The sequence below is a fragment of the Streptomyces sp. NPDC091649 genome, assembly GCF_044756785.1.
GTDB lineage: Bacteria > Actinomycetota > Actinomycetes > Streptomycetales > Streptomycetaceae > Streptomyces.
In genome coordinates this window covers 1-22,876 of sequence record NZ_JBIVTR010000028.1, presented here as the reverse complement: position 1 = coordinate 22,876, position 22,876 = coordinate 1, and the positions used below count along the sequence as shown (strand labels likewise).

Genomic DNA, 22,876 nt, shown 5'->3' with positions numbered 1-22,876 from the left:
TTTACAGACGGCACAGATGTGGATCATGATCCAACCTCATTCGGGACGAAGAGGTCGTGGGTTCAAATCCCGCCACCCCGACAGCTAAAATCGCAGGTCAGAGGGTCCAGTGTGCAAGTTGCACTGGACCCTCTGGCTTTGTGCGTGTCTATTTGCGTGACGGCCGTACTGGAGTGGCCGACCAGCCGGGAGATCTCTTCGAGCGGGATGCCCCGGCCCGACAAGGTCGCGGTGAATGACGTCCGGATCTCCCGGGTGGTCCACTCGTTCGGCGTGAGGCCGGCTCCGGGCATCTGCGCGACCTGGCAAAAACCTCGCGGAACTCTCGCCTGACGTTCGCTGCGTCCAGCTCAGTACCGACCGCCGACGTGAAGACGAGCCCGCATTCCTGCCACTGATCACCGGCCGCGAGACGCTGCCAGCCCTGACGCTCACGCTGGATCTTAAGTGCGTCGACGGCCCGACCCGGCAGCACGAGCGTACGGCGTGATTTCCTGGTCTTGGTGTCGCCGGAGCTGCGGACCGAGCGCCACACGGCGATATGCGGCGATATCTCCGGCACGGCGGTCAGATCTCCGTCAAGGCCCCCACGATCCCAGCGCAGCGGACGCATCTCCTCAGTACGGCAGCCTGTGCGAAGCAAGACCCCGATGTACGCGTAGAGCGGCGAGTCCTCGGCGGCCACAAGTGTGGCGTCGGCCTGTTTGAGCGTGAGGGACTTGGACGGCCGCGACGACCAGCAGGAACGAGCACAGCTCTACAACGTTGCGTTTCACCTTGTATCGGGCCATGGCCCGCTTGACCGCGCGGTTGAGACACGAGCGGATGGCTTCCGCGATCGCGTGCTGAGCACCGCGGACTTGTCAGCAAGCCACCTGTCGACGTCATCAGCACTGAGGTCCCGCAAGCTTCCGGGCCCAAGGCGGGGGCCACCTGGGTGTTGCGGAGGACCGTGTTGGTCTCGACGGTCGACTTGTCGCGGCCCGAGAGCCCGAACGCGAGCCCAATGCGTCACCGGGTCCCTGGCCGTGCAGCCCGTGGGCCGATGGCAAGGCCGCCCTCGAAATCCCGTAGCAACCTCTTTCAGCTTGGTCTTGGCCGCCGTCTTGGTCTTGCCGCTCGCCTGGTCGAGGCACTCGGCTGCGCTCCGCTCCGCCAGGCGCGCTTCCCGGCTCTGGCCACGCCCGCGCTCCTGCTTTCGGCCCGCTCGGCGCCACCGCAGCCGACGCGCGCCCGCAGTGGATAGGCCCGTGGAGCATGAGTCGAGAACCACGCCCGCGGCTCCACGACGAGACGGGTTTACGGCCCAGGGACGGACGTCAGGCAACATGGAGTCTTTCGACGGACTCAGCGCGTCAACTGCCCGCGAGACGAACCACTTTCTCAGCGAAGATCCAACACGGGCCGGAGCGGGGATCTACGATGCCGGCATGCAGCTGACACCCCACGAGGTACTTGGCCGTTGGCTTCTCGCAACGCTTGGCGAGATGGGCGGTGGAGGTTCCAAGCAGGCCGTGCTGCGGAGGATCCACGAGCGGTACGGGTCGCAACTCACCGAGACCGACCACCTGCCGCAACCCTCGAACGGGGAAGTCAAGTGGGAGAACCGAACCGCCTGGCAACGGAACCGGATGGTCAAGGCCGGGCTTCTCAAGCCATACGTACAGCGCGGTGATCCATGGACGCTCACTGAGGCAGGCTGGGCAGCCCTCTGCGCTCTGTCTCCGGCCAGGGAAGAGATGGTCGCGAGAGCTCAGGCGCACGGTACTGCTAGCCAATAACGGTGAGTGTCTAACTGAGTGACAACGCCCACGCACAGGGCGGACCCTCACACACGCCTGCGGACCATCGCGGCAGGCGAGAGGCGCACAGACCCGAGGGCGCACCTGACTCGTTCCTGGGGCCGTCTTGGGAGCCGTTTGGGAGCCGATCTCTGATCCGGCTTCCCGTTGGCTCCCGAAGCGGTCGGCGTTTCGATTATTCGGCGAGATGGCCCTCGTAGCGGGGCCCGCCCACGTACGCTCTGGGCGTCCGACGCACCGCGCCGGGCGCACGAGGGGGGCACCGTGGATCATCTGTTCACTGTCGACGGGCGGACGGCCACGCCGATATCGCGCACAGGGCTTGCCGCCGAGGGCCTGCTGGAGCGGCAGCATCTCCAGGAGTGGGTGATCGCCCATCCCCAGGTGCTCGGGGAGTCGGTGCTCGTGATCACCGCGGAGTACGACCGGTGGGCCGACACCGACGGGGTTCCGGCCCGCGACCGGCTGGACGTGCTCGGGTTGGATGCGACCGGGCGCCTCGTCGTAGTCGAGCTGAAGCGGGGGACGGCCGACCGGGACGTGCACCTCCAGGCGATCACCTACGCCGCCCTGGTGTCCCGCTTCGATCTCGGCACCCTCGCCCAGGCGCACCGTGACTTCCTGTCGCGCAGGGGGCAGGCCCTCGACATCGGCGTGTGCAGGCAGCGGCTGCTCGACCACGTGGACGGCGAGTGGAGCCCAGCGTTGCTCCAGCGACCCCGGCAGGTGATCATCGCCGCCGACTTCCCCAAGCAGGTCACCCACTCCGTGGTCTGGCTGTCGGAGATGGGCATCGACATCGACCTCGTCCAGGTCGGTCTGTGGCGGGTGGAAGGACACCTCGTCGCCGGGTTCACCAAGGTCTATCCGACCCCGGAGGCCGAGGAGTTCACGCTCACCCCGGCCCGGGTCGAAGGCGAGGCAGCGGCCAAGAAGCTGCAGGAACGGTCACGTTCGCGGAACGCCGTCCACGTGCTCGTCGGTGCGGGCCTGCTGCCTGACGGGGCCAGACTGCTGATGACACCACGCCACGGCGTGACGGAAGCGATCCGCGCCGAGATCCGGTCCTGGGTGGCGCAGGACGCCGACCGGGGGGCTGTCACCTGGACCAATGACACCGAGAAGCCACTGGTCTGGAACGCGGACGGAGATTCCTACTCCCCTACCGGGCTGGCCAAGCACATCTTCACGAGCGTGACCGGTCGGAGCCTGGACGTCGTACAGGGAACGACGTGGTGGGACGTGGACACCACCCACGTGCCCGACGGCGTCGACCCTGGGGAATGGGCCACGCTGGCAGGGTCCGACCTGACCGGTCTGGCCAGGCAGCTCAGCGGCACTCGCAAGGACTGGACCGGGCTGCACACTCTGCTGAGCGGTGTCCCGGCCGGGCGGTGGACCACCTACGGCGACCTGGCGGCGGTGGTCGGGAGCCATGCCGTCCCCATAGGCCAGCACCTCAGTACCTGCGGTCGATGCCCCAACCCCTGGCGCGTCCTCACGGCCGCGGGGAAGGTCAGCTCCGGCTTCCGATGGCCCGATCCCTCGCGGACGGACAGCCCCCTGTCCGTCCTGGTCGGGGAAGGCGTGCGCTTCGACGCGGACGCCGCCGACCCGGACCAGCGCCTGCGCGAGGACGGGCTCCGGCAACTCCTCGACAGCTGACAGCCCTCCGAGGCTCTCAGCCTGCTGTGATCTGGCCCCGCCTCAAGACCCCGCGCCCCCGCAGCGCTCGCGGTAGGACTCCAGGTCCTCCCCCGTGATCTTCGCGAAGAGCACCGGCGGGACCGTGAACGGGGTGCCGGCCGGGACCGAGGCCAGGGACTTCGCCTCTTCGGCCGTCACCCAGGTCGCGGTGTCGGCGGTCAGGGCGAAGGCGCCCCGCATGGCGGCCGCCGAGGCCGGGATGAAGGGTTCGGAGACGATCGCGTACAGGTGGATGAGGTTCATCGCCGTGCGCAGGGTCAGGGCCGCGCCGTCCGGGTCGGTCTTGATCTCCAGCCAGGGGGCCTTCTCCTCCAGGTAGGAGTTGCCCGCCGACCACAGAGCCCTGAGCGCCGCCCCGGCCTTGCGGTACTGGAGGGCGTCCATGTGCTCCTCGTACTCGGCCAGGAGGCGGGCGATCTCCTCGCCCAGTCGCGTCTCCGCCTCACCGGCCGCGCTGCCCGCGGGGACCTCGTCGCCGAAGCGCTTGCGGGAGAAGGAGAGCACGCGGTTGACGAAGTTGCCGAGGGTGTCGGCCAGGTCCTTGTTGACCGTGGCCGCGAAGTGCTCCCAGGTGAAGGAGGAGTCGTCGGACTCGGGGGCGTTGGCGATCAGGAAGTAGCGCCAGTAGTCGGCCGGGAGCGTCTCCAGGGCGGCGTCGGTGAAGATGCCGCGCTTCTGGGAGGTGGAGAACTTGCCGCCGTAGTACGTCAGCCAGTTGAAGCCCTTGACGACGTCGACCTTCTTCCACGGCTCGCGCACGCCCAGCTCGGTGGCCGGGAACATCACCGTGTGGAACGGGACGTTGTCCTTCGCCATGAACTGCGTGTAACGGACCGTGTCATCGGCCTCGTACCACCACGACTTCCAGTCACGCTTCTCGTCGGCCGGGGCGGCGTCCGCCCACTCCTTCGTCGCGCCGATGTACTCGATCGGGGCGTCGAACCAGACGTAGAAGACCTTGCCCTCGGCAGCGAGTTCAGGCCAGGTGTCCGCCGGGACCGGCACGCCCCAGTCCAGGTCACGGGTGATCGCCCGGTCGTGCAGGCCCTCGGTCAGCCACTTGCGGGCGATGGAGGACGACAGGTGCGGCCAGCCGGCCTCGTGCCGGGCCACCCACGCCTCGACCTCGTGCTGGAGCTTCGACTGGAGCAGGAACAGGTGCTTCGTCTCGCGGACCTCCAGCTCCGTGGAGCCGCTGATCGCCGAGCGCGGGTCCAGCAGGTCGGTCGGGTCCAGGACGCGCGTGCAGTTCTCGCACTGGTCGCCGCGCGCCTTGTCGTAACCGCAGTGCGGGCAGGTCCCCTCGACGTACCGGTCGGGGAGGAAACGGCCGTCGACCGGCGAGTACACCTGGCGGATCGCCCGCTCCTCGATGAAGCCGTTCTCCCACAGCCTCCGCGCGAAGTGTTGCGTGATCTCGACGTTCTGCCGCGAGGAACTGCGCCCGAAGTGGTCGAAGGCCAGTTGGAAACCCTCGTACACGGTCTTCTGGTCGTCGTGGGCCTGTGCGCAGAACTCCGCCACCGACACCCCGGCCGCCTTCGCCGCCAGCTCGGCGGGCGTCCCGTGCTCGTCGGTCGCGCAGATGTACAGGACGTCGTGACCACGCTGGCGGAGGTACCGGGAGTACACATCCGCCGGAAGCATCGACCCGACCATGTTGCCCAGGTGCTTGATCCCGTTGATGTAGGGAAGCGCGCTGGTTACCAGGTGTCGAGCCATCCTTGGATGCTCCATTTCGTACGCGATACGGCACCGGTGCCACTGCCACGGCGGGCCCGGGTCGGAAGGCCGCAGCCGGTGCGATCACTCCGATCGCAGGAGCGTCACGACGGTGACGGTACGGGGCCGCAGGCCGCCGTCATCGTATCGAACCAGAGGTTCGGCAGCCTGCGGGTTTTCCCGGTCCCATGGCGCCGCGCCCGAAAACGCTCAGCCGCCCGGTACGGGTGGCCGAGCGATTCCCGTACCACCGAGGCGGACCCGTATGACCCGCGACGCCCGGTGCCCGGCGCCGGGTGCCGGGTGCCGGGTGCCGGGTGCCGGGTGCCGGGTGCCGGGTGCCAGGTGCCGGGTGCCGGGTGCCGGGTGCCGGGTGCCGGGAGAAGTCGACCGGTGCCCGGAGGAGAAGGGGGTTGGAGAAGGGGGTTGGAGAGGGGCCTGGTCATGGGTGGGGCCGTCTCTCCTTTCGTACTAACGGAGTTGGGCCGATCGGATGAACCTGCCGGCACGGCGAAGGGCGGACAGCTTCCGCGTGCTCCGGAAAATGCCGCCGTTTTGGGCCTCCTCGGTTACGTCAAGAGTCCCCGAACGGGGCTGCCCGGGGCGCGAGTTAGAGGTTTATCTACGCGCGGAGCATGAGTGCCCGAACGATCATTCGGGCATATCAGACGACTTCTCGCTGAGGCATTACCGACGGGTACCGCGAGCTGCTAGAAACTGCATCGATCCTCCCGTTCCCGACCGTTCCCGACCGTCCCCCACAGCTCGCTCTGCGTCCGGTCCCCCCATCCCCCCACGCCTCGAAGGGCTGGCAGACATGTCAGTACGAAGGATCTGGGCATCCGTATCCACTCTCGCGCTCGCCGCCGTGGCGGTTCTCGGCGTCGCCGGGCCGGCCTCGGCGGCCGACTCGGCCGCCGCGGGCGGCTATGTCGCGCTCGGCGACTCCTACTCCTCCGGTGTCGGCGCAGGGAGTTACCTCCCCGACAGCGGTGACTGCCGACGCAGCACCAACGCCTACCCGTATCTGTGGCAGGCGGCGAACTCCCCCGCCTCATTCGACTTCGTCGCCTGCTCGGGCGCCACCACCTCGTCCGTGTCGAGCGGTCAGCTCGGTGCGCTCCGCGCGTCGACCTCGCTGGTCAGCGTCACGGCCGGAGGCAATGACGTCGGATTCGCCGATGTCATGCAGGACTGCGTGCTGTCGAGCGAGGCCACCTGCGTCAGGAGCGTGGACAACGCCATCGCGCAGATGAACAACTCCCTGCCCGGGAGGCTCGATTCGCTCTACGACAACATCCGTGCCCGCGCCCCGCAGGCCCAGGTCGTGGTCCTCGGATACCCCCGCTTCTACCAGCTGCCCGGCCGCTGCATCGCCGGACTCACCGAGACCGAGCGGGCCGCCATCAACAACGCGTCGGACGTGCTGAACGGCGTCCTGGCCAAACGGTCCGCCGACGCCGGGTTCGCCTTCTCCAGCGTGGTGGACGAATTCACCGGGCACGAACTGTGCTCCGGGGACGCCTGGCTCCACAGCGTCACCTTCCCGATCCGCAACTCGTACCACCCGAAGGCCGCAGGACAGTCGGGCGGCTACCTGCCCGCCTTCCGCTCAGCGGTGTAGGGGGCCGGAACCACAGCGGCGGTCCACCGGGCGACCGGTGGGCCGCCGTCGGCGTCTGTGCCGCTGCTGCCGACCGGGCTGCTGTCGTCGGCGTCCATGCCGCTGCTGCCGGCCGGGGAGCCGTCGTCGTTCAGTAGCGCTCGACCAGGTGCTCGCGGCCGGCGGGGGGCTCGCACGACTCGGGCCAGAAGTCCGTCACCCCGGTGATCAGGCCCTTCTCATCGAACGTGAAGAAGTGGATGGCGTCCATTTCCGACGGGGGCTCGCCCTCTTGTTCGGCCGTGACCGTGAACCCGGTCCGGGCGGCTGCCTGCCGCCCTTCCGCGTCGGCGACGATCCGCTCGACCCGGACGTGCCAGTCCCCCGGATACTCCTGGTTGAACCGGAGATACCGCTCCTTGCCACGAATCCGCTCCCGGCTCTGCGGCAGTTCGTACACCACGTCCTCGGCGAGGGTCGCCCCGAACGCGCTCCAGTCGCGCGCCTCGGCCGCCGTCCAGTACGTCTCCACCGCCCGGCGCAGCGCGGCCGTCGCCGGACCCGGCGTGGTGCTGGAAGTCGTCCCGGGCAGGGCTCCGCCCGCCGTTCCACCTGTCATGTCGGTCATGGATACGAGTGTGTCCCCCACCACTGACAATCGGCCGGAGAAGCCCCGCGGTGCGCCCCCGGCCTGCGGTTATGCCTGATGCTCCGTCGGCCCGCCCTTCGCCCCGGACCGCCCCTCGCCTCGGCCCGCCCTCGCCCCGGGCCGTCGATCCACCTGGTACCCCGTTCGTCTGCGGACGCGGGCCCCGCAGACGCGCCCTGATGTCCCGTCCGCCCGCGGCGACGGCTATCCCTGGCGCTCCGCCGGGCGCGACGCCCTGATCGAGTACATCAGCGGAATCCTCGGCCGGCCCTCCGGGAAGCGGTAATGGCCGTCCGCGTGGCGCTCCAGCGCGCCGAACCGCTGGAAGAGCGAGGCATCGTGCTCGTGGAGGAATTCGATCCGCAGGCCGGCCGCGGCGATCGCCGTCACCACCCGGCCCAGCGGGTGCTGCCACTCGACGCTGCGGTTGTGCACCGTCGGGGCGTCGAAGTCGGCGTACGTGCCCGGTGTCTCGTCCACCCAGGCGTCCCGGCTGAAGTAGTCGTCGGTGACCACCGAACCGGTCTCGCCGTCCATCGAGTCGGTCAGCGGGTGGAACTCCGCGAGGTAGAGGAATCCACCGGGGGCGACCAGCGAGGCGGCGGTCTCGGCCCAGCGATCGATGTCGGGCAGCCAGTTCAGCGCGCCGATGCCCGTGTAGACGATGTCGTACGCGGAGTCGGGGACGACGGCCGGCGCGTCGTACACATCGGCCGCGACGAACGCCGCCCGGTCCGGGCCCAGTTCCAGCGACCTCGCCAGGCTCCGGGCGGTCTCGACGGCGGGCTCGGAGAAGTCGAGGCCCACGACCTGCGCGGCGCCGCGCCGCGCCCAGGAGAGGGTGTCCTGGCCGAAATGGCACTGGAGGTGCAGCAGGGTCTTCCCGGTGACGTCGCCGACCTCGGCCAGTTCGAAGGCTCGCAGCACGTCCTTGCCCGCCCGGAACGCCTCCAGGTCGTAGAAGTCGCTCGCCACGTGGATCGGCACGCGTTCGTCCCAGCGCGCGCGGTTGGCGTCCTGCCAGTCGTCCGGAGTCGGGGAGTACATGACCGGAAAACTACCCACCGGCCGGGAGGGGTGCGAGTGGTTATCGACTGCCCCCGGCAGCAGCGGCTCGATCCAGCCCGGTCGGCCCGATCCAGCCCGGTCGGCCCGACCGGGCCTGGTCCGTTCTGGTGTCGGACCTGATCAGGTCTTCCCGAGCCGGTCCTGTCCTGTCAGGTCCCGTCCGGTCCGGTCCGGTCCGGTCCGGTCCGGTCAGGTCCTGTCCGGTCAGGCCGGGAACCATGCGCCCGGTGACCGCGTGGGCAGCGGCGATCCGCACCGCCACGTTGCCCAAGCGTTTCGCGGCGTACGGATCGGCAAGAACTGGGCTCCCGCCCGAGAGCGGCGCGGGAAATACCCCGAAAATCACGGCGTTGGTTTTCCGGGCGGCCCCTGCCCTCGGTCAGCCCGGCCAGGCGGACTGTCGTGTCCTGTGGCCGGAAGTCTCGGATCCCCGTTCACCGTTCGCCGTTCACCGTTCACCGAATCTCTCTCGAACGGAAGAACGAAAAGCCGCTGGGTGTTAGCGCTGAGCAGCACTGCGCCAACGCCAGAGGCAGCAAATGCCCGGATCGTCCGCTCTTGGCCCGGTCGCTCACGCCACCCAGCGGGACGGAACTCCCGAATCACACTCTCCGTACCCATTCCCTCGAATTCCGCCCCACTCCCGCCCCCTCCCCGCCGAATCCCTCTCCTTCGCCAGAATCCACCGGCATTCCGGCGCGGATAACGGTGCGGATGACGGTGCGGATGACGTTCGAATAACGTCTCCTCCCACGACCTCCGCATTGCCCCCGGGATACCGACCGGCAGATGAAAACCTTCCCGAACGGTAAAGGAAACCTGTTGCGCGCACGTCCCTGTACGCCCGTTCGCGTTCCCGGAATCCTGTGACGGGCCGGCCGCCGGATCGGGTTGGATGGGGGGATGACGACTGATGCAGCAGCTGTGCCCGACTGGGAGATGCGGTTCCGTGCGCCTCGCGTCTCCCTGCCCGACTGGGCCGAGGACGCCCCCGACCACGCGCTGTTCGTCTCGAACGCCACCGGGACCTACGAGCTGTACGCCTGGGACCGGGCGAGCGGGCGGCAGCGCCAGGTCACGGACCGGCCGAACGGCACGACGGACGGCGTGCTGACGCCGGACGGCGCGGCGATCTGGTGGTTCAGCGACACCGACGGCGACGAGTTCGGCGTGTGGATGCGCCAGCCGTTCGGCGGCGGGGAGGACGAGCCGGCCGCGCCGGGCCTCGCGCCCTCCTACCCGGCAGGTCTGGCCATCGGCCGGGACGGTTCGGCGGTGATCGGCCGCTCGACCGACGAGGACGGCACGACGATCCACCTGGTGCGCACGCCGGGCGGCGAGCCCGTCGAGATCTACCGGCATCGGGAGTCCGCGGGGGTCGGGGACCTCTCCCACGACGGGACCCTGATCGCGCTGGAGCACACCGAGCACGGCGACGCCATGCACTCCGCGCTGCGGGTGGTGCGCCCGGACGGCTCCACGGTGGCCGAGCTGGACGACACCGAGGGCGGCACGAAGGAGCTGGGGCTCGCCGTGCTGGGCTTCGCGCCGGTGGCCGGGGACACCCGGCTCCTCGTCGGGCATCAGCGCCGGGGCCGCTGGGAGCCGATGATCTGGGACCCGGTCGCGGGCACGGAGACGGCCCTGCCGGTCGACCTGCCGGGCGATGTGGGGGCCGAGTGGTATCCGGACGGGTCCGCGCTGCTCATCGAGCACAGCTTCGAGGCCCGCAGCGAGCTGTGGCGGTACGAACCGGGGGCGCCGGAGCCCGTACGGGTGCCGACCCCCGCCGGCACGGTGTCGGGCGCGACCGCCCGCCCGGACGGCACGGTGGAGTATCTGTGGTCCTCGGCCGCGCAGCCGCCCGTGGTGCGGTCGACGAGCGGCGCGGTGGTCCTGGACCCGCCGGGGGCGAAGGCCCCGCCGTCGGTGCCGGTCGAGGACGCGTGGGTGGACGGGCCGGGCGGCCGTGTCCACGCCCTCGTGCAGAAGCCCGCCACCGGTGAGGGCCCCTTCCCCACGGTCTTCGAGATCCACGGCGGGCCGACCTGGCACGACAGCGACGCCTTCGCCTCCGGGCCCGCCGCCTGGGTCGACCACGGCTTCGCGGTCGTCCGGGTCAACTACCGGGGCTCCACCGGCTACGGCCGGGCCTGGACGGACGCGCTGAAGCACCGGGTCGGGCTGATCGAGCTGGAGGACATCGCGGCCGTACGGGACTGGGCGGTGGCCTCCGGGCTCGCGGACCCGGAGCGCCTGGTCCTGGCGGGCGGTTCCTGGGGCGGTTATCTGACCCTGCTCGGGCTGGGCACCCAGCCGGACTCCTGGGCCCTGGGGCTGGCCGCCGTACCGGTCGCGGACTACGTCACGGCGTACCACGACGAGATGGAGGCCCTGAAGGCGATGGACCGCACCCTGCTGGGCGGCACGCCGGAGGAGGTCCCCGAGCGTTTCGAAGCCTCGTCCCCGCTGACGTACGTCGACGCGGTGCGCGTTCCCCTCTACATCTCGGCGGGCGTCAACGATCCACGCTGTCCCATCCGTCAGGTGGAGAACTACGTGGACCGGCTGGCGGCGCGCGGCGCGGTCCACGAGGTGTACCGCTACGACGCCGGGCACGGCTCGCTCGTGGTGGAGGAGCGGATCAAGCAGGTGCGGCTGGAGCTGGAGTTCGCCCTGAAGCACCTGGGGGGAGGCGCGGTGGCCGGCTCCCCGGGGCCGGAGGCGGGCGTGCGGGCCGAATAGGGCCCCGGCCCCGGCCCCGCCCCGGCCTGGTCGCCGGCGGCCCCGCCCCGGCCGCCGGCGGCCCCGCGGCGGACCCCGCTCCGGGAGTCCGGGGCGGGGACCGTACCTTTGAGGGGTGTACCGGTTCCTGCTGACCCCGCGATGGTGGGGGATCAACCTCTTCGTCGTGCTGGCCATCCCGTTCTGCGTCTTCATGGGCACCTGGCAGCTCGGCCGCTTCGAGGACCGTGTGCAGTCGCACGAACAGGCGGAGAAGCAGCCCGATCCCAGCACGCGGGCCGCGAAACCCCTGGACGAGCTGCTGCCCGTCGACAAGGTGACGTCGGGCCGCCCGGCCGTCGCCACCGGCACGTACGCCGACCAGTTCCTGGTGCCCGGCCGCGAGCTGGAGGACCGTCAGGGCTTCTACGTCCTGAATCTGCTGCGTACGGACACCGGCAAGGCCCTGCCGGTGGTACGGGGCTGGCTGCCCGGTTCCGCGAGTGACGCCCGGGTGCCGGCCGCGCCGGCGGGCGAGGTCACGGTGACCGGCGACCTCCAGGCGTCCGAGAACACCAACAGCGACGGCGTCGACGTCCGGGGCGGGCTTCCCGAGGGCCAGGTCGGCATGATCAGCGCCGCCACCCTGGTGAACCTCGTCCCGTACGACGTGTACGACGCCTGGGTGACACTTCCCGGGACCGGGGCGGGCGGTACGGGCGGGGCGATGAAGCCCGTGCCCGCTGCCGCCCCGCAGGGCAGCGGCCTCGATCTGAAGGCGTTCCAGAACCTGGGGTACACCGGCGAGTGGTTCGTCTTCGCCGGCTTCGTGCTCTTCATGTGGTTCCGGCTGGTACGCCGGGAGGCCGAGGCCGTGCGCGACGTCGCCCTCGGCCTCGTCCCGGACGCCTCCGCCGCGGCCCCGGAAGGGGCGGGGGGAGGCTCGGAGGGTCCGGAGGGCCGTGCGGGCGCCCCGGAGGGCGGGGCGGGCGGCCCGTCCTCGCCGGAGGACCCGTCCTCCCCCGGCTACGACGTGGCGAGGACGCCCGTGCGGTAGACCGTGCCCGAGCAGGCGTTGGGGATCTTCGTCTCGGCGGTGGGCGCGCCCGTCTCCGGGGTGTGCGTCACGGCGACGCTGCCCTCCGCCGCGCCTCTGCCGTCCTCGTGCAGTGCCTGCGTGTCGACGCCGGAGGGCTGATCGGCGCCCCCCTCGCCGACCGATCCTCCTGCCCCGTCCGCCGACGGGGTCGGGCTGGGTGAGGGGCCCACGGCCGGACAGGTGTCGGCCGGCACCCAGGCGAACCGCACTTCGTAGGCCATGGCCGGCTTCAACAGCACCGTGCCCGGCTCCTCCGAGGGGTCGGGCAGTCCGGGGGCCGCGTCGCCCGCGGCGTGCTGGACCACGCCGATCTTGAGCGGGTCCGCCGCGCCGATGGCGGTGACGCCCACCGTGCCGTTGCTGCTGACCGTGCAGTCCTTCGCGGACACGTTGGCGATCCGGAAGCTGCCGTAGACCGTGCCGTCGGCTCCGGGTGCGTCGGTGCCGGCGGAGGCGACGCCGAGCTGGCTCGGGTCGCAGACCGGCAGGGCCGCGAAGTCCGCGCTCGGGGAGTCGGACGCCTGGCCCGTCGCCGCCGCGTCGGGGTCGTTGACGCGGCCCTCCGACGGGCTGGGGCCCGGGTCGGCCTCGCCCGCACCGCCCCGCCTCTCGCGTTCGGTGGGCTGCGCGGCCCGTGGGCCGGTCTCCTCGGGGCCGGCCTCGTCCCCGTTGCCGCCCTGGACCTGCTCGCCGTGTCCGGCGATGGCGGGGCGGGCGGTGGACGGGCCGTCCGAGGTCGCGACGTGGACGAAGGCGGGGACGGCGGTGCCGATCAGCAGGGCGGCGGCCGCCGCCCCGACGATGGCCTGCCGTCGCCTGGCCCGGCGGGCGGGGACGGCGCGGTGGAGATGGTCGAGGGTCCCCTCGGAGGGTGCGAGTTCCCGCACCGCGCCGTGCAGCATCCGCCGCAGGGCCACCTCGTCCAGCTCGTCGGACGTGGGCGCGCCCCGGGCGCCGGCGAAGAGGTCGGTCAGCGTGCCGAGGAGGTCCTCGGCCGGCGCTCCGGCGCCCCTGCCCGCACCGGCGCCGCCGTCCGGTTCCGCCGTGCCCCGCGCCGGCCGCGCGTCCCGCTCGTCGGGGTCCTCGCCGGCCTCGGCGTCCACCCGTGCGGGCGGCGCGGGTTCAGTGGTCCCGCCCGGTCCGGTCGCCGGGCTCCCGTCCCTCGGACGGTCAGGATCGGTGTGCGGAGTCTTCTCCGGCCCCTGGCTCACAATTCCGTTTCCCGTCGGGTCATCCTCGTGCCGGTGCTCGTCGCGCTGCCCGGACCCGCTCATGCCTGGGCCTCCATCACGACGCGCAGCGCCGCGATACCCCGGGAACCGTACGCCTTCACCGAGCCCAGTGAGATGCCCAGCGTCTCGGCGACCTGGGCCTCCGTCATGTCCGCGAAGTAGCGCAGCACCAGCACCTCGCGCTGCCGTCGCTGCAACCCCTTCATCGCCTTGATCAGCGCGTCCCGCTCCAGCTGGTCGTAGGCGCCCTCCTCCGCGCTCGCCATGTCCGGCATCGGCTTGGAGAGCAGCTTCAGCCCGAGGATGCGGCGGCGCAGCGCGGAGCGCGAGAGGTTGACCACGGTCTGGCGGAGGTACGCGAGGGTCTTCTCCGGTTCGCGGACCCGGCTGCGCGCGGAGTGCACGCGGATGAACGCCTCCTGCACCACGTCCTCGCAGGAGGCGGTGTCGTCCAGCAGCAGGGCCGCGAGGCCGAGCAGGGAGCGGTAGTGGGCTCGGTAGGTCTCGGTGAGATGGTCGACCGTGGTGCCGGCTGCCACGGTCTCGTCAGCACTCCCGCGCTGCGAGGGCAGCCGGGCCGGGCGCGCGGCGGGCATGGGTGCGATCACCGGCATGCCGCCGGGCGCACGGGGCCGCCGGAGCGGACGCACCGACGCGCCTCGCAACGGGCCCACCACTGTGATGTCGAGAACCTCTGCCACGCCTGTTGGACACGCTTCCCCCCGTCAGGGTTGTACGCGTACGGCGCCACGTTCGACGCTGTGCGACATGCCCTCATACATACCTGCTCTTCCCCAAATGCCCCGTAATAGCGTCTGGTCACGCAAGAAGTGACCGCATAGACGCAGCCCGGCCGAGGTGCGGTTGCAGAAGGCCGGGAGATCATCGTCGGATACGACAACGTCCCAGCTCAAGGGGTTCAGACCAGCAAATCGCTCATAGGGCGTTCACAGATCCTACAAAACAGGTTCGATCATCACCGAGGGAATTCGGCGGCGATCGTTTCGGCGATCTGCGCCACGTTCAAAGCCGCGCCTTTTCGGAGATTGTCACCGCAAAGGAACATTTCCAGGGCATGCGGATCGTCCATCGACCGGCGGACGCGGCCGACCCAGGTGGGATCGGTGCCCACCACATCGGACGGGGTGGGGAAATCGCCGGCGGCGGGGCTGTCGAAGAGCACCACGGCGGGTGCGGTCGCCAGGATCTCGTGCGCCTTGTCGACGGCGACCTCGTTCTCGAAGCGCGCGTGGACGGACATCGAGTGCGTGGCGACGACGGGGACGTACACGCAGGTCGCGGTGGCTTTCAGATCCGGCATTCCGAGCACCTTGCGGCACTCCTCGCGGATGGCGATCTCCTCGGAGGACCAGCCGTCCCCGGCGTCCGTGCCGGCCCAGGGCACGACGTTCAGGGCGACGGGTGCGGCGAACGGGCTCGCCGTCGCCTCCGCGTTGTCGCCCAGCGCCCGGCGCACGTCCCCGGGCCGGGTGCCCAGCTCCGTGCCGGCCACCAGTGCCAGCTGCTCGCGCAGGGCCGCGACCCCGTCCCGGCCGGCGCCGCTGACCGCCTGGTAGGAGGAGACGATCAGCTCGCGCAGCCCGAACTCGGCGTGCAGTGCGCCGACCGCGACGATCAGCGACAGCGTGGTGCAGTTCGGGGACGCGACGATGCCGCGCGGCCGGAGCCGTGCGGCATGGGGGTTGATCTCCGGGACGACCAGCGGTACGTCGTCGTCGAGTCGGAAGGCCGCCGAGTCGTCGATGACGACGACGCCCTTGGCGGCGGCGATCGGGGCCCAGTGGGCGGACACCTCGTCCGGCACCAGGAAGAGGGCCACGTCGATGCCGTCGAACACGTCCTCGGAGAGGGCGAGGACCTCGCTCTCCTCACCGCGCACGGTCAGCTTGCGGCCGGCCGAGCGCGGTGAGGCGACGAGTCTGACCTCGCCCCAGACGTCCGCGTGCTGCGAGAGGATCCGGAGCATGACACCGCCGATCGCCCCGGTCGCGCCGACGACCGCGAGCGAAGGGCGGTGTCCGGTCATCGGCCGGTGCCTCCGTAGACGACGGCCTCGTCGGAGTCGCTGTCGAGGCCGAAGGCGGTGTGCACGGCGCGCACGGCCTCGTTGACGTCGTCGGCGCGGGTGACCACCGAGATGCGGATCTCGGAGGTCGAGATCAGCTCGATGTTCACGCCCGCGTCGGACAGCGCCTCGAAGAATCCGGCCGTGACGCCCGGGTTGGTCTTCATGCCGGCGCCGACCAGGGAGATCTTCGCGATCTGGTCGTCGTAGCGCAGCGAGTCGAAGCCGATGCCGCTCCTGGTCCGCTCCAGGGCGTCGATGGCCTTGCGGCCCTCGGCCTTGGGCAGGGTGAAGGAGATGTCCGTCAGCCCGGTCGTCGCGGCGGAGACGTTCTGCACCACCATGTCGATGTTGACCTCGGCGTTGGCGATGGCGCGGAAGATCGCGGCCGCCTCGCCCGGCTTGTCCGGGACGCCGACGACGGTGACCTTGGCCTCCGAGACGTCGTGGGCGACTCCGGAGATGATCGCGTGCTCCACCTTCTGGTCCCCTTGCGGCTCGTTGCTGACCCAGGTGCCGCGCAGTCCGGAGAAGGACGAGCGGACGTGGATCGGGATGTTGTAACGGCGTGCGTACTCGACGCAGCGGTGCAGCAGCACCTTGGAGCCGGACGCGGCCAGCTCCAGCATGTCCTCGAAGGAGATCCAGTCGATCTTCTTCGCCTTCTTCACGACGCGGGGGTCCGCGGTGAAGACGCCGTCGACGTCGGTGTAGATCTCACAGACCTCGGCGTCCAGCGCGGCGGCCAGCGCGACGGCGGTCGTGTCCGACCCGCCGCGGCCGAGGGTGGTGATGTTCTTGCCCTCCTGGCTCACGCCCTGGAACCCGGCGACGATGGCGATGTTGCCCTCGTCGATCGAGGTCCGGATGCGGCCGGGCGTGACGTCGATGATCCGCGCTTTGTTGTGGACCGAGTCGGTGATGACACCGGCCTGGCTGCCCGTGAACGACTGGGCCTCGTGGCCCAGGTTCTTGATCGCCATCGCCAGCAGGGCCATGGAGATCCGCTCGCCGGCGGTCAGCAGCATGTCGAATTCACGGCCGGTAGGCATCGGAGACACCTGCTCGGCGAGGTCTATCAACTCGTCCGTCGTGTCGCCCATCGCGGACACCACGACAACCACCTGGTTGCCGTTTCTCTTGGCGTCGACGATGCGTTTGGCGACCCGCTTGATGCCCTCGGCATCGGCTACGGAGGAGCCTCCGTACTTCTGCACGACAAGGCCCACGTGCGCTCCTCGCTCAGTCATTACTGCGGTCGGCTCAGTTTAACGAGCAGTCCGAAATCGACCCGTCCGTACCGGATGATGAGATGTCCCGCTCATCACCCGATACGGGCGGGCCGTCCCGAACCGCTCGTACGGGGCTGTTGCCCAGCCAGCCCGGGAGCACTCCCGTTTGTGTTCCAGCCCACACGATCGGTGCGGAAAGCGCGAGCTGGGACACCTCACGCTACGGCAGCTGCTGTATCTCGGTCTCGGACAGCACACCCGCATAGGCGTACACGCCGTCCACGACGCCCTTCAGGTGCTCGCCCCAGCCGTCGGCGGTGCGGCCCCGGCCGAGCTGGAGCCCGCCGGTGCTCTTCCAGGCGGCGTCGAAGGCCGCGGTGCCGCCCTCGGACTCCTTCCACCCGTCCACGTAGAAGGACACCTGGTTCGCCGAGGCGTCGTACACGACGGTGACCCGGTGGCCCACCCCGATGTCCCCGTCGGGCCACTCGATCCGGCGGAGCACGGTCTCCGGCGCACCCGGCTCGTCGGCGTGCGCCAGCACCAGGTCCCAGCTGGAGTTCTCCGGGTCGAAGCGCACCTTGAACGCGTCGCCGTGCTCCCCGCCCTGGGAAATCGCCGTCATCGGCGTCGCCGGGGCGTCGTCGGTGAGCCGGACGCGGGCGCTCACGGTGAAGCTCCCCGAGGTGTCGACCACCGGGGCGTCCGCGGCCGCGTGGCCCGTGACCCCGTCGAGGCGCAGGTGCCCGTCACCCTCCAGCGGCCAGTCCTGGGCGCACTCCGGACCCAGCGGGTCGCAGGGGTCGTCGAGGCGGAAGACCGAGGCCCCGGCGCCCAGCTTCAGCGGTGCTCCCCCGCCCGACTCCGGGGCGAGGCCGTCGGGCGCGGTGTCCAGCGCCCAGTGGCCGACCCGCTGTGCCGCACGGGCCGCGAGGGCCGTCAGCTCCTCCGGCACCACGATCCGGTCGTACGCCCGTACGTCACCGATCTCGCCCTGCCAGCGGTCGCGGTAGCCCTTCGCCCCGCGCGCCCGGCCGATCTGGAAGTCGCCCGTGCCCGCCACGGGGACGGCGGCCGTCTCCTCGCCGACCGCGCGGCCGTTCACGTACAGCCGGGCCGTGCCGGTCCCGGCGTCGTACTGGCCGAGCACGTACGCCCAGTCGCCGGTCTCGGGCAGCCCGCCCGTGACCCGTGCTCCGCCGACGGAGAAGGACCAGACGGGCCCGGAGCCCGCCTGGGCCAGCCCCAGCGTGAAGGCGCGCGCGGTGCCCGCGTCCTGCGAGAGGACCGTACGGGCGCGGTCCACGCGCGCCGGCCGCACCCAGCCGCCCACCGCGAAGTCCTTCGCGGTGTCGACGACGACCGGGGCGCCCGGGGTCAGGAAGCCGTGGCCCGATCCGTCGAGCGAGGCGGTGGAGGTGAGCGGGGTGCCGGACGGTGCGGGCGCCCCGAACGCGACCCCCGCGCCCGCCCGGGCCGCGGTGCCGTTCTCGGCGGCGGCCGAACGGGAGCCCGTCGCGTCGGCGAGCTTCCACCGGGCCGCCGGGGCGGGCCCGCTCCCGATCCGGAAGGTGTAGTCGGTGCGCGGGCCGCGGTTTCCCGCCCGGTCCTGCGCCTGCACGGAGAGGACCTGGACGCCGGACTTCTTCGGCACGAAGCTGATCTCGGCCGAACCGTCGGGCCGGGCGTCGGCCGTGCGCGACGGCTCACCGATGAAGGAGTAGGCGAAGCCGACGACGTCCTCGGCCTGAGCCGTGAAGCGGAAGGTCCCCCGGACGCCGGCGCCGGGCGTCCAGGTGTCGTCGTCCGGATAGTCGGAGGAGGTGACGACCGCGGCGTCGGGGTTGGTGCGGTCGTACACGAACTCGCAGGGCGCGCCCGGCCCTTCGCTGCTCCAGGCGGATGCGCCCGCGTCGTTGACGGCCCGCACCCGCCAGGACACGACGGTCTCGTCGGGGACGGTGCTCGGCAGCTGCCAGCTGAACGGGGCGGTGTCGAGCTTCGTGGAGGTCGTCATGGCCACGCGCTCCTCGGCGCCGCCCTCGCCCTGCCACCACGCCTCGAACTCGCCGCGGACGCGGCCCGCTTCACCCGGCTGCCCGCCCCCGGGCCCGTACAGCCGCGCCGTCACCTGCGGAATCGTCCCCACATACGGCCGGTCCTCGCCGGTGGCACATGCCGCGCCGCCCGTCCCCAGATCGGCGATCTGCGGCTGCTTCGGCAGAGGCTCGGCACCCACCGCCAGTACGGTGCCCGGCGTCGCCAGCACCGTCCCGGCGGCGATCACCGCCGCCGCGGCCGCCCGTCTCGCCCGTCCCTGTCCTGTACGTCCTGTCATGCGGGTTCCCTCCCCGGTTCTGCCCTTGAAGATCAAAGAGCTGAGCGAGGTTAACAACCGGAGGCGACACCGCCCCACCGGATATGTGCACGCCGGAACAACCCGCTCAGCCCGCCGTCAGCGTCTCCAGGTCGAAGTCCCGTGGTTTGCGCACCAGTTCGGTAGTTCGGCGGGCGAGTTCCTCGAACTCTTCGGTATTCATCCGGGGCTGTGCGGTGGCCGTGGGGGTCATGGCGTCGGCTTCTTGCCTTCATGGCGCTTGGACCGGGACCTCCCGCACGCTCACCTGCGCGGCCTCGGGGCCGGGAGGACCGGGCGGACGGTGGCCGAGCGGAGTTCGGCCATGCGGGCGGCGACGTCGACCTCGGCACGCGGCCGGGCCAGGAAGGTGTCCGGTACGTCGCCGGTCAGGCCGGCCGCCTCGTCGCGGGCGATGTCGGCGCGGCAGTCGCGGCAGACGCCGTGGTCCAGCGTGGTCGTCGTCTCGTCCTCGTCGCAGAACAGGCACATCATCACGACGTCCACGATCTGCTCGCTCGGGCGGTCCTTCTCCGGCCGGGGGGCGGGGCTCGGCGGCATCTTGGTCTCCAGTCGTTTACGGAGGAGGGGTCCGGCGGAATGCACGGACGCCGGCAGGCCCGAGGTCAGGGCCTGGGTGAGCTGTTCGCGGCCGACGCCGCGCGCCAGCCACTCCCCGACCAGGTGTTCCAGCTCCACACAGTCGCCCTCGGAGAGCTGGAGCCGGGGCTCGCGGCGGCCGAGCCCGGCGAGGACGTCGTACGCCTCCGAGCGCGGGGAGCGCACACCGGGCCGGGGCTCCCCGGCCGTTTCCGCGGCGGCCGGCGCCGGTGGCTGGCCCGGCGCGTCCATGCCCCGGACGAACCGCACATGGGCGGCCCACCAGTCGGCGTCGCGGGCGGTCCGGGAGAAGTACGTACGCGTCACCCAGCGCATCTGGCCGTCGGCCACGGTGACATGGACCCTGATGCGGCGGAGGTGCCCGGCCCGGGTCAGCCGGTCGAGCGCGCTGCGGCACGCCTGCTGGCCGTAGTCCGGCAGCTCCTCGGCGAGCACCTTGTAGCCGATCGCCGCGCCTTCGGGGAGCCGGTCGACGTACGCGGCGATGGCCGCCTCACGCGGCTCCAGACCGGCGAAGTCGTCGGCGCGGGGCGGGGCCTGGTCGGGGGCGTGACGCTTTCCGTACCCGGCTTTCGCCATGGGGTGGGCGGGCGCGCGCAGGGCGGCACTAAGGTTGGCGGCAGCCATGGGGATCGAGCCTTTCTAGCAGGCGATCTCTTACGGTCAGACCCCGGTCGGTGTTGGTAGCACCACCGGGGTTGTCCGTTTTACGGATAGTGGGTTGCTGATCGTGAACCTAGAGCGTGCGTACGCTCCGGCGCAACCTGGTCACCAACCGTCACTTCTGGTCGAATTCGCGCAGCCCGCAGGGCGGTCCGGAGCCTGGTCAGGGAGCGGGGAGGGAGGGTGGGTGGGTTGAACCCGACCACCCGTTCCTACAGAGAGAGCTCGAAGCCCGGCGCTCGCGACTCGGGGCTTGAGCCTCGGGCGGACCTGCGGGATCGCGCCTGGGCGGGCGAGACACATGGGCCTCAGGGCTCCTCCTCGTCGGCTCGGTCCCGGTCGCGTCGTACGTCCTCCCGGATGCGCTCCGCCATCAGGTCGGCGAGCGGGTCCCTCACGTCCCAGGAGTGCGCGGCCGGGTGCCGGTCGTACAGCAGGCAGGCGTCCCCCTCCTTGACGGACAGCCGGTGGATGACGGCCGGACACGGCAGCAGTTCCGTGAAGCGGAACGTCCTGCGCCCGCCACCGTCGGCCCAGAACATCCACAGATCCCGCCCGGCGGGAGCCGACGCCGACCAGAGCTGCGCCGCGTGCTCGACCGCCTCGTCGTGCTCACCGAGTTCACAGAGCAGGAAGTCGTCCAGATCGGGCGCCTCCGACGCCTGACCCGGCCCGTCCGCCAGACCCATGAGCGCGACGCGCGCACCCATCTCGGGAAGTTCGGTGAAGGCGGTGCACTGCAACATGACGCTCATCCTTGCCGGTGAGGAGTGGGAGGGATGGGGATGGGGGCGGCGACGGCCAGAGGGCGCATGACGAGCCCGTACCAGGCCGCCGCGTCCCGGGCGACGAACTCGTACGGCAGCCCGGCCGCGAGCCGCCCCAGCGCGTAGTCGTGCTCACCGAAGCTGTCCGCCCAGCAACGGAGTTCGGCCGGCGCGTCACGCCGCCCCCCGACAGGGACCGGATACAGCGCACGGGCCGGAACCCAGGGCGCGTACGGGACCGGGTCCAACGCGTCCGCGAAGCGCCGCGCCTGCCGCCGCAGCCAGCACAGGGCCAGCCGCCGCGAAGGGGCGAGCACCCCGCCGAGCCGGACAGACCGCGCCGCGTCGCCCCCGTGACTCTCGGCGACATACCAACGACCCCGCACCTGAACCGTGTTCACAGCACCTCACCCCGACTGCGGGCATTCAGCCGCGCGGTCCTGGCCCGAAGCTGCTCTATCAGGAGCGCGGGCCGGACCCGCCGCGGCTCGGCCTCCCACTCGGCCCCACCACCCACAGGCCGCAGCGACCAGTACGGGCCGGCGACCCCACGAAACTCCCCCACCCGGTCACCACGACCGGTGTCCACCACGAGCGTGCCGAGGGCCGGAGGGCCGGGAGACTGCTGCGCGTTCGGGCAAACGTTCTCGCCGTACACCTATCGCTCCTCTCTGTAGCCAAATGACTACCGGGGTGATTCAGCGTGACCTACGGTCGCGTTGTCTTCAACTTACGCAAACTGGCAGGCAAGTTAGGTGTCGCATGGTGAACCGCAAGGAACTGGATCCCGAGCGGTCGGCGAGTGCCGCGTTCGGAGCACTTCTCCGCAGCCTGCGGGACGAGCGCGGCTGGACGCAGGACGAACTCGGCGGGCGCATCAGGTGCTCGGGGGCGCATATCTCCGCCGTGGAAACTGGCCGAAGGTCTCCAACTGACGCCTTTGCGGCAAACGCTGACAGGGCACTCGGCACAGGCGACCGCTTACAGCGTCAGAGCCGGGCCGTCAGGTACACGGCACTGCTGGAGGGATTTCCGGAGTACGTGAAGCACGAGGAGCGCGCGGCGGAGATCAGGCTGTACGAAGTCGGCGTCATCCCCGGACTGCTCCAGACACCGGCGTACGCGGCGACGCTGGAGGCGGACGCCGTACGCCGGGAGGCCATCACCCCGGAACAGGCCGACGAACGCGTCGCGCTGGTGGCGCAGCGACAGGCCGCGCTCGTACGCACGCCGGCTCCCTTGTTGCTCGCGGTCCTGGACGAGGGGTGCCTCCTCCGGCCGATGGGCGGTCCGGCGGTCATGGCAGCTCAACTCGACCGGCTGCTGGCCTTCGCCGAGCAGCCGAACACCGTGCTCCAGATCGCCCCGTTCCAGATGGGGGAGCGTCGGCCGTTCAGCCTGCCGCTCTACATCCTGACCATGCCCGACCGCTCGCTGATGTCGTACGCCGAGTCCGCCCAGCACGTGTACCTGCAACGCAACAACGCACTCGTCCTCCCCCTGTTGACGGCCTACCATCAACTACAGGCAGAGGCACTGTCGCAA

General features: G+C 70.9%; 19 protein-coding genes. 6 read left to right on the top strand and 13 right to left on the bottom strand.

The features are described 5' to 3' along the window. Positions 1–1,328 precede the first annotated feature (1,328 nt). Positions 1,329–1,781, top strand: a complete 453-nt coding sequence (locus ACIQMU_RS30625) for a winged helix-turn-helix domain-containing protein (RefSeq protein ID WP_402690150.1) — start codon at positions 1,329–1,331, stop codon at positions 1,779–1,781. A 285-nt stretch (positions 1,782–2,066) separates the two neighbouring features. After that, positions 2,067–3,467, top strand: a complete 1,401-nt coding sequence (locus tag ACIQMU_RS30620; RefSeq protein ID WP_402690149.1) for a DNA-binding protein — start codon at positions 2,067–2,069, stop codon at positions 3,465–3,467. Between the two features lie 42 nt (positions 3,468–3,509). On the opposite strand, the gene metG is transcribed toward ACIQMU_RS30620, so the two are convergent. Further along, complete coding sequence (gene metG, locus ACIQMU_RS30615; RefSeq protein ID WP_402690148.1) at positions 3,510–5,231, bottom strand: methionine--tRNA ligase; 1,722 nt, start codon at positions 5,229–5,231, stop codon at positions 3,510–3,512. Positions 5,232–6,048: 817 nt separating this feature from the next. On the opposite strand from metG, the gene ACIQMU_RS30610 reads away from it, so the two are divergent. Then, positions 6,049–6,855 (top strand): SGNH/GDSL hydrolase family protein, encoded by an 807-nt coding sequence (locus tag ACIQMU_RS30610; RefSeq protein ID WP_352239719.1) that lies wholly within the window; start codon positions 6,049–6,051, stop codon positions 6,853–6,855. Between the two features lie 130 nt (positions 6,856–6,985). Here ACIQMU_RS30610 and ACIQMU_RS30605 read toward each other — a convergent pair whose 3' ends face one another. Both ACIQMU_RS30605 and ACIQMU_RS30600 read right to left on the bottom strand, forming a co-directional pair. Then, positions 6,986–7,366 carry a nuclear transport factor 2 family protein gene (locus tag ACIQMU_RS30605; protein ID WP_402690161.1) on the bottom strand — a complete coding sequence of 127 codons (381 nt, stop codon included), beginning with the start codon at positions 7,364–7,366 and terminating at the stop codon, positions 6,986–6,988. A 321-nt stretch (positions 7,367–7,687) separates the two neighbouring features. After that, positions 7,688–8,530, bottom strand: coding sequence for a class I SAM-dependent methyltransferase (locus tag ACIQMU_RS30600; protein WP_352239720.1), 843 nt, complete (start codon positions 8,528–8,530; stop codon positions 7,688–7,690). A gap of 924 nt (positions 8,531–9,454) precedes the next feature. On the opposite strand from ACIQMU_RS30600, the gene ACIQMU_RS30595 reads away from it, so the two are divergent. Together ACIQMU_RS30595 and ACIQMU_RS30590 are read left to right on the top strand one after the other, a co-directional pair. Next, positions 9,455–11,296: a prolyl oligopeptidase family serine peptidase gene (locus tag ACIQMU_RS30595; RefSeq protein ID WP_402690147.1), complete on the top strand. Its 1,842-nt coding sequence runs from the start codon at positions 9,455–9,457 to the stop codon at positions 11,294–11,296. A 115-nt stretch (positions 11,297–11,411) separates the two neighbouring features. After that, positions 11,412–12,332, top strand: coding sequence for an SURF1 family protein (locus ACIQMU_RS30590; protein WP_352239722.1), 921 nt, complete (start codon positions 11,412–11,414; stop codon positions 12,330–12,332). Here the strand turns inward: ACIQMU_RS30590 and ACIQMU_RS30585 are convergent. The 10 genes from ACIQMU_RS30585 to ACIQMU_RS30540 all read right to left on the bottom strand — a co-directional run bounded on the left by ACIQMU_RS30585 (position 12,302) and on the right by ACIQMU_RS30540 (position 21,989). Beyond that, on the bottom strand, positions 12,302–13,648 hold the full coding sequence (locus ACIQMU_RS30585; RefSeq protein ID WP_402690146.1) for a hypothetical protein: 1,347 nt from the start codon (positions 13,646–13,648) through the stop codon (positions 12,302–12,304). The two genes, ACIQMU_RS30590 and ACIQMU_RS30585, sit on opposite strands and share 31 nt — an antisense overlap. After that, positions 13,645–14,307, bottom strand: a complete 663-nt coding sequence (locus ACIQMU_RS30580; protein ID WP_402690145.1) for a SigE family RNA polymerase sigma factor — start codon at positions 14,305–14,307, stop codon at positions 13,645–13,647. The genes ACIQMU_RS30585 and ACIQMU_RS30580 overlap by 4 nt, the downstream gene beginning before the upstream one ends. A 275-nt stretch (positions 14,308–14,582) precedes the next feature. Continuing rightward, the gene (locus tag ACIQMU_RS30575) at positions 14,583–15,653 is read right to left on the bottom strand and encodes an aspartate-semialdehyde dehydrogenase (protein ID WP_352239724.1); all 1,071 of its coding nucleotides are present in this window, start codon (positions 15,651–15,653) and stop codon (positions 14,583–14,585) included. Further along, positions 15,650–16,921: an aspartate kinase gene (locus ACIQMU_RS30570; RefSeq protein ID WP_352239725.1), complete on the bottom strand. Its 1,272-nt coding sequence runs from the start codon at positions 16,919–16,921 to the stop codon at positions 15,650–15,652. Before ACIQMU_RS30570 ends, ACIQMU_RS30575 begins: the two co-directional genes overlap by 4 nt. A 223-nt stretch (positions 16,922–17,144) precedes the next feature. After that, positions 17,145–19,262 (bottom strand): LamG domain-containing protein, encoded by a 2,118-nt coding sequence (locus ACIQMU_RS30565; protein ID WP_352239726.1) that lies wholly within the window; start codon positions 19,260–19,262, stop codon positions 17,145–17,147. A 106-nt stretch (positions 19,263–19,368) separates the two neighbouring features. Continuing rightward, on the bottom strand, positions 19,369–19,494 hold the full coding sequence (locus ACIQMU_RS30560) for a hypothetical protein (RefSeq protein WP_352239727.1): 126 nt from the start codon (positions 19,492–19,494) through the stop codon (positions 19,369–19,371). A 50-nt stretch (positions 19,495–19,544) separates the two neighbouring features. Then, on the bottom strand, positions 19,545–20,528 hold the full coding sequence (locus tag ACIQMU_RS30555; protein WP_402690144.1) for a hypothetical protein: 984 nt from the start codon (positions 20,526–20,528) through the stop codon (positions 19,545–19,547). Positions 20,529–20,872: 344 nt separating this feature from the next. Further along, positions 20,873–21,310 (bottom strand): hypothetical protein, encoded by a 438-nt coding sequence (locus ACIQMU_RS30550; RefSeq protein ID WP_402690143.1) that lies wholly within the window; start codon positions 21,308–21,310, stop codon positions 20,873–20,875. Positions 21,311–21,315: 5 nt separating this feature from the next. Further along, positions 21,316–21,732 carry a hypothetical protein gene (locus tag ACIQMU_RS30545; RefSeq protein ID WP_402690142.1) on the bottom strand — a complete coding sequence of 139 codons (417 nt, stop codon included), beginning with the start codon at positions 21,730–21,732 and terminating at the stop codon, positions 21,316–21,318. Continuing rightward, a complete protein-coding gene (locus tag ACIQMU_RS30540) occupies positions 21,729–21,989 on the bottom strand; it encodes a hypothetical protein (protein ID WP_402690141.1) in 261 nt (86 codons plus the stop codon). The genes ACIQMU_RS30545 and ACIQMU_RS30540 overlap by 4 nt, the downstream gene beginning before the upstream one ends. 104 nt (positions 21,990–22,093) lie before the next feature. Between ACIQMU_RS30540 and ACIQMU_RS30535 the strand changes: the two genes are divergently transcribed. Then, a partial coding sequence (locus ACIQMU_RS30535) for a helix-turn-helix domain-containing protein (protein ID WP_402690140.1) occupies positions 22,094–22,876 on the top strand: 783 nt, incomplete at its 3' end.

Coding starts and splice junctions, on each gene's coding strand:
- ACIQMU_RS30625 (WP_402690150.1), top strand. CDS start 1,329: ATGGAGTCTTTCGACGGACTCAGCGCGTCAACTGCCCGCGAGACGAAC.
- metG (WP_402690148.1), bottom strand. CDS start 5,231: ATGGCTCGACACCTGGTAACCAGCGCGCTTCCCTACATCAACGGGATC.
- ACIQMU_RS30610 (WP_352239719.1), top strand. CDS start 6,049: ATGTCAGTACGAAGGATCTGGGCATCCGTATCCACTCTCGCGCTCGCC.
- ACIQMU_RS30600 (WP_352239720.1), bottom strand. CDS start 8,530: ATGTACTCCCCGACTCCGGACGACTGGCAGGACGCCAACCGCGCGCGC.
- ACIQMU_RS30595 (WP_402690147.1), top strand. CDS start 9,455: ATGACGACTGATGCAGCAGCTGTGCCCGACTGGGAGATGCGGTTCCGT.
- ACIQMU_RS30585 (WP_402690146.1), bottom strand. CDS start 13,648: ATGAGCGGGTCCGGGCAGCGCGACGAGCACCGGCACGAGGATGACCCG.
- ACIQMU_RS30575 (WP_352239724.1), bottom strand. CDS start 15,653: ATGACCGGACACCGCCCTTCGCTCGCGGTCGTCGGCGCGACCGGGGCG.
- ACIQMU_RS30565 (WP_352239726.1), bottom strand. CDS start 19,262: ATGACAGGACGTACAGGACAGGGACGGGCGAGACGGGCGGCCGCGGCG.
- ACIQMU_RS30560 (WP_352239727.1), bottom strand. CDS start 19,494: ATGACCCCCACGGCCACCGCACAGCCCCGGATGAATACCGAAGAGTTC.
- ACIQMU_RS30555 (WP_402690144.1), bottom strand. CDS start 20,528: ATGGCTGCCGCCAACCTTAGTGCCGCCCTGCGCGCGCCCGCCCACCCC.
- ACIQMU_RS30550 (WP_402690143.1), bottom strand. CDS start 21,310: ATGTTGCAGTGCACCGCCTTCACCGAACTTCCCGAGATGGGTGCGCGC.